Here is a 7,724-nt window from a genome sequence, read left to right as displayed (position 1 = left end):
CGCCCTCCGCGCCCTCGACGAGGCCCTCCTGCACGCCGCCGAGGCGTTCGACCGCGCCGAGGGCACGCGGCACCGGTACCCACACCGGCCCGAGCACCATCACCGGCACGAGCATCGCCTCCACACCCGCCCCCGCGACGCCCGCGCCCTCCTCCGCATCGCCCTCGGCACCGGCGGCCGCGAGTACGGCCTGCGCGTCGCCCTGTGCCTCGGTGCCAGTGCCGCCATCGCCCAGGCCCTGCACCACGCCCGCTGGTACGGCCAGCACCAGCACTGGTACTGGCTGCCCGTCACCGCCGTCTTCCTGGTCAAGCCCGACCTCGGGCCGCTCGCGTCCCGGGTCCTGTGCCGGGCGGCGGGGACCGTGCTCGGCGCACTCGTCTTCGCCGCCCTCGCCGCCGTGCTGCCCCGGCCGGCGGGGCTGGTCGCGCTGGTGGCCGTCAGCGGGGCGCTCATCCCTGTCGCCATCCGGCACTTCGCCGCCCTGACCGCCGTGGTCACGGTGCTCGTCCTGGCCCTCGTCATGGTCGGCGGCGAGCCGCAGGCCTCCGCCAGCCGGATCGGGGAGACGCTGCTGGCCTGCGCGATCGTGCTGATCGTGGGGCATCTGCCGATGCCGGGGGAGCGGGGGGGCGGCGTACGGGCGCGGCTCGCCGCGGCCGGGGGCGCCGCGCACGCCTACCTCGTCCACGTTCTCAGCGACTCCGACGACCGCACCGGGCGCTGGGCCCTGCGGCGCGAGGCCTACCGCACCCTCGCCGAGGCCCGTACCGCCATCGCCCTCGCTGCCGCCGAACTGCCCGCCCTGGCCCGGCACACCGAGGGCACGGACGCCGTCGCGGCCGTCCTGGAACGGCTCGTGGACACGACCACGGCGTGCGCCGTGCACCTCGACGACACGGGAGGCCTCACGCCGGACCACACCCGGCGCCTCGACGAGCTCCTGGCGGAGCTGGAACTGGAGCGGGGGCGATGGGGGAGGCTGGGGCTCCCGGCTCCGCGCGCCGGGACGCCCGCAGCCGCCTGACCATCGCCTCGGCTAGCCGATCCGCACCCACACCGGCGCGTGGTCCGACCCCGGCGCGTCCCGCCGCTCGGCGGGATCCGGGCCCACCGACGGCAGGCGCGGCGCCTGAGCGCCGGGGAGCCCGGTGCCGGCTTCCGCAATCCGGTGGGCCAGGTGATGGCTGACCAGGATGTGGTCGATCAGCTCGCGGCGGCCGGAGTTGACACGGGAGTAGCGCTGGTCGGCCGGTATCAGCGGCGCCACGTCCCACAGCCGTACCGCGTCGCCCTTGTCGGGGCGGTCGAAGCCGGGCGTGCCGAACTCGGAGCCGGGCGGGCCGAGCAGGATCTGCGTGGTCGCGGCCAGGACCTCGTCGTTCATGTCGCCGAGGACGGCCACGTCGCGGGTACGGCCCTCGCCGGCCAGCAACTCGTCGGCCAGCGCGCGCAGGGCCGTCGCCTCGGCGGCCCGTCGGTAGAGCGCGTACGCCCCGAAGCGCGCCCGTTCGCCCTCGTCCTTGGGCACGAACCGGCCTCCGGGATACGACAGCAGCTTCGACTTGAGGTGGGACACCGCCACCGTCAGCGACCCCGCCCCGGTCTCCGTCGTCACCGCCAGGAAACCGCGTCCCGCTTGGGAGACCCCCTCGCCCGAGTCGTCCTCCTGCACCGGGCGCAGCTTCGCCGGGAACGCGGTCGTGTCGGCCACCACCCGCAGTTCCGTACGGCTGAGGAAGCCGACGCGGATGCCACGGCCGTCGGGGTGCGCGGACAGGGCCAGGTGCCAGTCGCCGTCCAGCATCCCGGCCAGGTCCTCCAGGGCGCCGGGCTCCCCGACCTCCTGGACGCCGAGCAGTGCCGGGTCGAGCTCGGTGATGACGGCGGTGAGGGAGGCGAGCTTCGTCTCGTACGCGGCCTTGTCGTTGGGGCCGTACGGGCCGCCGGGGCGATAGAGGTTCTCTAGGTTCCAGGTACCCAGGAGCATGCCGGGCTCCTTCCAGAAGCCGGGAGGCGGGCGGTGCTGCGACAGGTCCCACGGTGCTCGCCCGGCCCGTCCGGCGACAGAGCCGTGACAGGATGCGCGGTTCGGCTCACGCGGTGCGACGACACTGCCGTACGTTGGCGCGATGACCGCACCCGCCGACCTCGTCATCACCGGATGCACCGCGCTCGTGCACGACGATCAGGAACGGATCGGGTTCCGGGAGGACGCCGCGATCGTCGTACGGGACGGGGTCGTGGAGTCGGTGACCGATTCGGCGGCGGTCCGGGACCTGCCCGCCGCCGAGCGGCTCGACGCCCGCGGCCAGGTCGCGATGCCCGGTCTGATCAACTGTCACACGCACGCGCCAATGGTCGCCCTGCGCGGCCTCGCCGAGGACCTGCCGACCGAGGAGTGGTTCAACGACGTCGTCTGGCCCGTCGAGTCCAACCTGACCGAGCGGGACGTGGAGTTGGGGGCGCGGCTGGCCTGCGCCGAGATGATCCGCGGTGGCGTGACCTGCTTCGCCGACCACTATTTCGCCATGGACGCGGTCGCGGCCGTCGTCGCCGAGTGCGGCATCCGGGCCCATCTGGGGGAGGCGTACTTCTCCTCGCAGGGAGCCGAAGGGCGGGAGAGGTCGGTGGAGTTCGCGCTGCGGCACCGCGGGAGCGCGAACGGCCGGATCACCACCGCGCTGGCCCCGCACGCCCCCTACACCGTCACCGACGCCGACCTCACCGCCACCGCCGAACTGGCCCGCGAGCACGGCCTGCCCGTTCATCTGCACGCCGCCGAGAACCGCGACCAGACCGACACCAGCCTCGCCCGGCACGGCGTGACCCCGATCGAGGTCCTGGACCGCACCGGACTCCTCGACACCGACCTGCTCCTCGCCCACGGCACCGGCATCGTCGAACGCGACCTGCCGCTGCTGGAGCGCACGGCGGGCCGTACGGCGGTGGCGACCGCGCCGCGCGGCTACCTCAAGTTCGCCTGGCCCACCACCACACCGGTACGGGCTCTGCGCGCGGCCGGCGTCCCGGTCGGACTCGCCACGGACGGCGCCGCCTCCAACAACTCCCTGGACGTGTGGGAGTCGATGGCCCTGACGTCCCTGATCCAGAAGTCCACCGAGGGCGACCCGCGCTGGCTGACGTCCCGCCAGGCCCTGCACCACGCGACCGTGCAGAGCGCGCGGGCGGTCGGACTCGGCGACCGCATCGGCACGCTCGCGGCCGGACGCCGGGCCGACCTCGTCCTCGTCGACCTCACCGGCCCGCACACCCGGCCGGTCCACGACCTCGCCGCCACCCTCGTGCACAGCGCCCGCTCCTGCGACGTCCGCACCACCATCGTCGACGGACGGGTCCTGATGCGCGACCGCGAACTGCTGACCATCGATGTGCCGGAGGTGGTACGGGAGTTGGAGGGCCGGCTGCCCGCGCTCGTCGACCGGAGCCACGGGCGGCGCATCCAGGAGTACGACACCTGACGGTTCCTTAGGGTGGAACCCATGGATCTTGCCGACGGCCTCATCGACCACCCCTACGACGTCTACCGGCGTCTGCGCGACAGCGCGCCGGTGCACCGCATCGCCGGGCCCGACGGAACCCCGGCCTGGCTGGTCACCCGGTACGAGGACGTCCGCGCCGCCCTCGCCGACCCGAGGCTCTCGTTGGACCGGAGCCATGCCACCGCGGGCACGTACAAGGGATTCGCCCTGCCGCCCGCGCTCGACGCCAACCTCCTCAACATGGACCCGCCGGACCACACCCGTATCCGGCGGCTCGTCGGCCGCGCCTTCACCCCGGGTCGCGTCCAGGAACTCCGCGAGCCCGTGCGGCGCACCGCCGACCGCCTCCTGGACGCGCTAGGCCCGCACGGCAGCGCCGACCTGATCGCCTCCTACGCCGCACCCCTGCCGATCGCCGTCATCTGCGACCTGCTCGGCATCCCGGAGGACCACCGCCCGGACTTCCGTGGCTGGACCGACACCCTCATGGCCCCCGACCCGGCACACCCCGACGCGGGCCGGCAGGCGATGGTGTCCATGCTCGGCTTCCTCACCGGGCTCCTCGCCGACAAGCGCAAGGAGCCCGCCGACGACCTGCTCTCCGATCTGATCGCGGTGCGCGACGAGGGCGACCGGCTCAGCGAGGACGAACTGATGTCGCTCGCCTTCCTCATCCTCTTCGCCGGCTACGAGAACACCGTCCACCTCATCGGAAACGCGATCCTGGGCCTGCTGCGGAACCCCGAGCAACTGGCCGCGCTGCGCGAGGACCCCGCGCGACTCCCGGCCGCCGTCGAGGAGTTCGCCCGCCACGAGGGGCCCACCCTGCTCGCCATCCGGCGCTTCCCGACCGAGGACGTGACCATCGGCGACGTCACCGTCCCGGCCGGCGAGACGGTCTGGGTGTCACTTTCGGCCGCCAACCGCGACCCCGACCGGTTCCCCGACCCCGACCGGCTCGACCTCGGCCGCGACACCTCCGGGCACCTCGCCCTCGGCCACGGCATCCACTACTGCCTGGGCGCGCCGCTGGCCCGCGCCGAGACCGAGATCGCCCTGGCGGCCCTCCTGGAACGGCTCCCGGATCTCGCCCTCGCGGCGGACGAGGTGCGCTGGCGGCCGTCCCTGCGCGCCCGCGGGCTGGTCGCGCTTCCGGTGACGTACTGAACGAAACCCGTCCGGAAAATCTCGCGGCGCGGCGATGAGTTCGGCCCCTCCCGTCGGTCACCACCCCGAACGGACCGTCGTACAGGAGGGGCCCATGTCGCTTCCGGAGATCGTCTCGCGCGAGCGGTGGCTCGCCGCGCGCGCCGAGTTGCTCGCGAAGGAAGAGGCGGCCGCACGCGCGCGTGACGCGTTGAACGCCGAACGGCGCCGGCTGCCCATGGTCGAGGTCGAGACGGAGTACGTCTTCGAGGGCGGCGACGGCAAGGCGACCCTCCTGGACCTGTTCCAGGGGCGGACCCAACTCGTCGTGCACCACTTCATGTTCGCGCCCCGGTGGGAGGCCGGCTGCCCCAACTGCGCGGCGTTCCTGGACCAGATCGGACACCTGGCGCATCTCCACGCGCGCGGCACGTCGTTCGCGGTCGTGTCCCGGGCGCCGTTCACGAGAATCCTGCCGTTCAAGGCGCGCATGGGATGGGCGGTGCCCTGGTTCTCGTCGTACGACAACGAGTTCAACCAGGACTTCGAGGTGACCCTGGAGTGGGGCGGTAAGTGCGTCGAGCGGCCCGGTGTCAGCTGCTTCCTGCGGGAGCGCGACCGGGTCTTCCACACCTACTCGGCGTACGGGCGCGCCCTCGACACGCTGGGCGCGACCGTCGGCCTGCTGGACCTGACGGCGCTGGGCCGGGCACCGGAGGGAAGCGATCGGGTGCGGTATCACGACGAGTACGAGGACTGACACCGACGGCGTCCGAGTTGCCGGAAAGTCAACGGATCCTCACGCTCCGCGTTGAGTGCGTGTCAAGTACGTCTCAGTCCGGCAACTGAGCGAGGCCTTTTTCCTCTCCAGGGCGTTAACTCCTACACGTACGACGCTTTCTGGAGGTGCAGGATGGTGAACGGGCGAACAGTGCTCGAACGCTTTCCCGCCGGCGGCCCGCGGGGATCGTGGCCGGCCGAGGAGTTCGCTCACGCGCGGCGTCTGGAAGGTCTGCCCGCCGAGGTCGTCATGGACCTCGCGACGGACACGTTCCTGGTGATCGTCCGCGGCGGCGAGGGCGCGGAGTAGCAGGCTCAGCCCGCCTTCGGGGCGGGCAGCTTCGCGGTGAACTGCTCCGCCTGGAGCCCGTACAGCTCCGCGTAGACGCCGCCCGTGGCCAGGAGTTCGTCGGGCGTGCCGGACTCCACCAGCCGCCCGTGCTCCAGGACGTGCACCAGGTCGGCATGGCGCACCGAGGCCAGCCGGTGGGTGATCAGCACGACCGTCTGGCCGTTGCCGGCCAGCGCGCGGATCTTCTCGAAGACCCCCAGTTCGGCCCGGGCGTCCAGGGCCGCCGTCGGTTCGTCCACGACCAGGATGCGCCCGCGCCGGTACGCGGCCCGGGCGATACCGAGCCGCTGCCACTGGCCGCCGGACAGCTCGTGCCCGCCGCTGAAGTTGCGGGCCAGCAGGGTGTCCAGGCCGCGCGGGAGGTCCGCGACCACCTCCTGAGCGCCCGCCTCGGCGACCGAGGTGGCCAGGCGTTCCTCGGTCAGGGGTGCCGAGGAGCGGCCGACGGCCACGTTGACGCGGGCGGTGAAGGGCCAGCGCTTGAAGTCCTGCGCGACCATGGCGATGCGCTCGGCGAGCTGGTGCCGGTCGGCGGTCGCCGCGTCGACGTCGTCCCACAGGATCCGGCCCCGGTCCGGCTTGTACAGGCCCGCGAGCAGCTTGACCAGGGTCGTCTTCCCGGAGCCGTTCTCGCCCACGAGTGCCACGATGCGGCCCAGCGGGAGGGTGAGCGTGACGTCGTCGAGGGCGGGGCGGGCGGCCTCACCCGGGTAGTTGAACGTGACGTTCTCGAACCGGATCTCCTTCGGACTCTCCGGGAGCCGCTCCCCGCCGACCGGGATGGCGCGCTCGGACGCCTCGACGTACAGCCGCTGCAGATCGCCCACGAACAGGGCCTCCTCGTGCAGCTGGTTGATCTCCAGGACGAGGGTGTCGAGGCTCGCGGAGCCGGTCCGGATCGCGATCACCGCCGTACCGGCCACGGACAGGGCCATCGCCCCGGACAGCAGCAGCCCGCCCAGCGTCGCGTACGTCGCCACCGTCGCCAGGCCCGTCCAGGCCGCCGCGATCAGCCCCGTGCGCGCGGCGAGCCGGGCCAGCCGGGCCTGCTCCGCCTCCGCCGTCTCCGACATCGCCCGGAAGTGTCGCAGCAGGAACGGGCCGACGCCGTGCACACGGATCTCCGGGGCGGCGGCGGGTTCCGTGAGCAGGCTGCTGATCAGTTGTCCGGCGCGGGCGTGCTGCACCCAGATGTGGAACGACTCGTAACGGCGCCGGGCGTTGGTCAGCGCACCCCAGGCGCTCGGCAGGGTCATCGTCACGAGCAGCGGGAGCAGGGCCGGGTGCAGCACGGTCAGCACGCCCGCCGCCGCGATGAGCGAGATCACGGCGTTCACGACGCGCGTGCCGTACATGATCATGCGACGGGCGGATCCGGCGCCGTACTGCGCGGTGTCCAGCAGCTTGTGGAAGGCGTGGTCCTCGATCGCGGCCAGCTCTACGGCCGCCGCGCGCTCCAGGTACTGCTCGGTCGCCACCCGCTCCACCTTGGGCTCCAGGCGGCCGGTGGCGTACGTGGACGCGGCCCGCAGCAGCGTGCCGACGAGCAGGACGGAGGCCAGGGCGACGAGGGCGGGGGCGGCGCCGCGCAGCCGCGCCTCGATCGTGCCGGTGCCGATCAGCCGGCCCAGCACGCTGTTGACGGCCAGCAGGCTCACCGCCTGCACCAGGCCGCGCCCCGTCTCGGCCGCCAGCACGGTTCGCGCTGCCTTGGGATCGGCCTGCCTGGCCAGCCGGAAACTGGACGCCAGCATCCCGGGCAGCCTTCTGACCATGGCCCGGAAGTCCAGCTCCAGGAAGGCGTCCCGGTGCTGGTTCCACCCCATGTCGTAACGCAACGGCCCCCCGAACAACAGCCGTTCCGACTCCGACACCTCGGGCGCGACCCGGCCGTGCCTCTTCCCCACCACGAACCTCCCCCGAAAAACCCCGAACGGCCACTA

Annotated in this window: 7 protein-coding genes; 5 read left to right on the top strand and 2 right to left on the bottom strand. The window is 73.0% G+C overall.

Translation table 11 applies throughout. From position 1 onward, the window contains the following. A partial coding sequence (locus IPZ69_RS45720; RefSeq protein ID WP_235460840.1) for an FUSC family protein occupies positions 1-1,027 on the top strand: 1,027 nt, incomplete at its 5' end. Between the two features lie 12 nt (positions 1,028-1,039). Here IPZ69_RS45720 and IPZ69_RS45715 read toward each other — a convergent pair. Next, positions 1,040-1,990: an endonuclease/exonuclease/phosphatase family protein gene (locus tag IPZ69_RS45715; protein ID WP_235460839.1), complete on the bottom strand. Its 951-nt coding sequence runs from the start codon at positions 1,988-1,990 to the stop codon at positions 1,040-1,042. 142 nt (positions 1,991-2,132) lie between these two features. Here IPZ69_RS45715 and IPZ69_RS45710 point away from each other — a divergent pair, with 142 nt between their 5' ends. The 4 genes from IPZ69_RS45710 to IPZ69_RS45695 all read left to right on the top strand — a co-directional run bounded on the left by IPZ69_RS45710 (position 2,133) and on the right by IPZ69_RS45695 (position 5,739). Further along, the gene (locus tag IPZ69_RS45710; RefSeq protein WP_235460838.1) at positions 2,133-3,482 is read left to right on the top strand and encodes an amidohydrolase; all 1,350 of its coding nucleotides are present in this window, start codon (positions 2,133-2,135) and stop codon (positions 3,480-3,482) included. A 21-nt stretch (positions 3,483-3,503) separates the two neighbouring features. Then, positions 3,504-4,670 carry a cytochrome P450 family protein gene (locus tag IPZ69_RS45705; RefSeq protein WP_235460837.1) on the top strand — a complete coding sequence of 389 codons (1,167 nt, stop codon included), beginning with the start codon at positions 3,504-3,506 and terminating at the stop codon, positions 4,668-4,670. 94 nt (positions 4,671-4,764) lie between these two features. Further along, positions 4,765-5,409 (top strand): DUF899 domain-containing protein, encoded by a 645-nt coding sequence (locus IPZ69_RS45700; RefSeq protein ID WP_235460836.1) that lies wholly within the window; start codon positions 4,765-4,767, stop codon positions 5,407-5,409. Positions 5,410-5,565: 156 nt separating this feature from the next. Continuing rightward, positions 5,566-5,739, top strand: coding sequence for a hypothetical protein (locus tag IPZ69_RS45695; protein ID WP_235460842.1), 174 nt, complete (start codon positions 5,566-5,568; stop codon positions 5,737-5,739). A gap of 5 nt (positions 5,740-5,744) precedes the next feature. Here the strand turns inward: IPZ69_RS45695 and IPZ69_RS45690 are convergent, their stop codons facing one another. Beyond that, complete coding sequence (locus tag IPZ69_RS45690; protein WP_235460841.1) at positions 5,745-7,607, bottom strand: ABC transporter ATP-binding protein; 1,863 nt, start codon at positions 7,605-7,607, stop codon at positions 5,745-5,747. Between the last annotated feature and the right edge of the window lie 117 nt (positions 7,608-7,724).

It is taken from the genome of Streptomyces olivochromogenes, from assembly GCF_021538895.1.
Lineage (GTDB): Bacteria > Actinomycetota > Actinomycetes > Streptomycetales > Streptomycetaceae > Streptomyces > Streptomyces olivochromogenes_A.
This window is presented reverse-complemented; position numbering and strand designations above follow the sequence as displayed.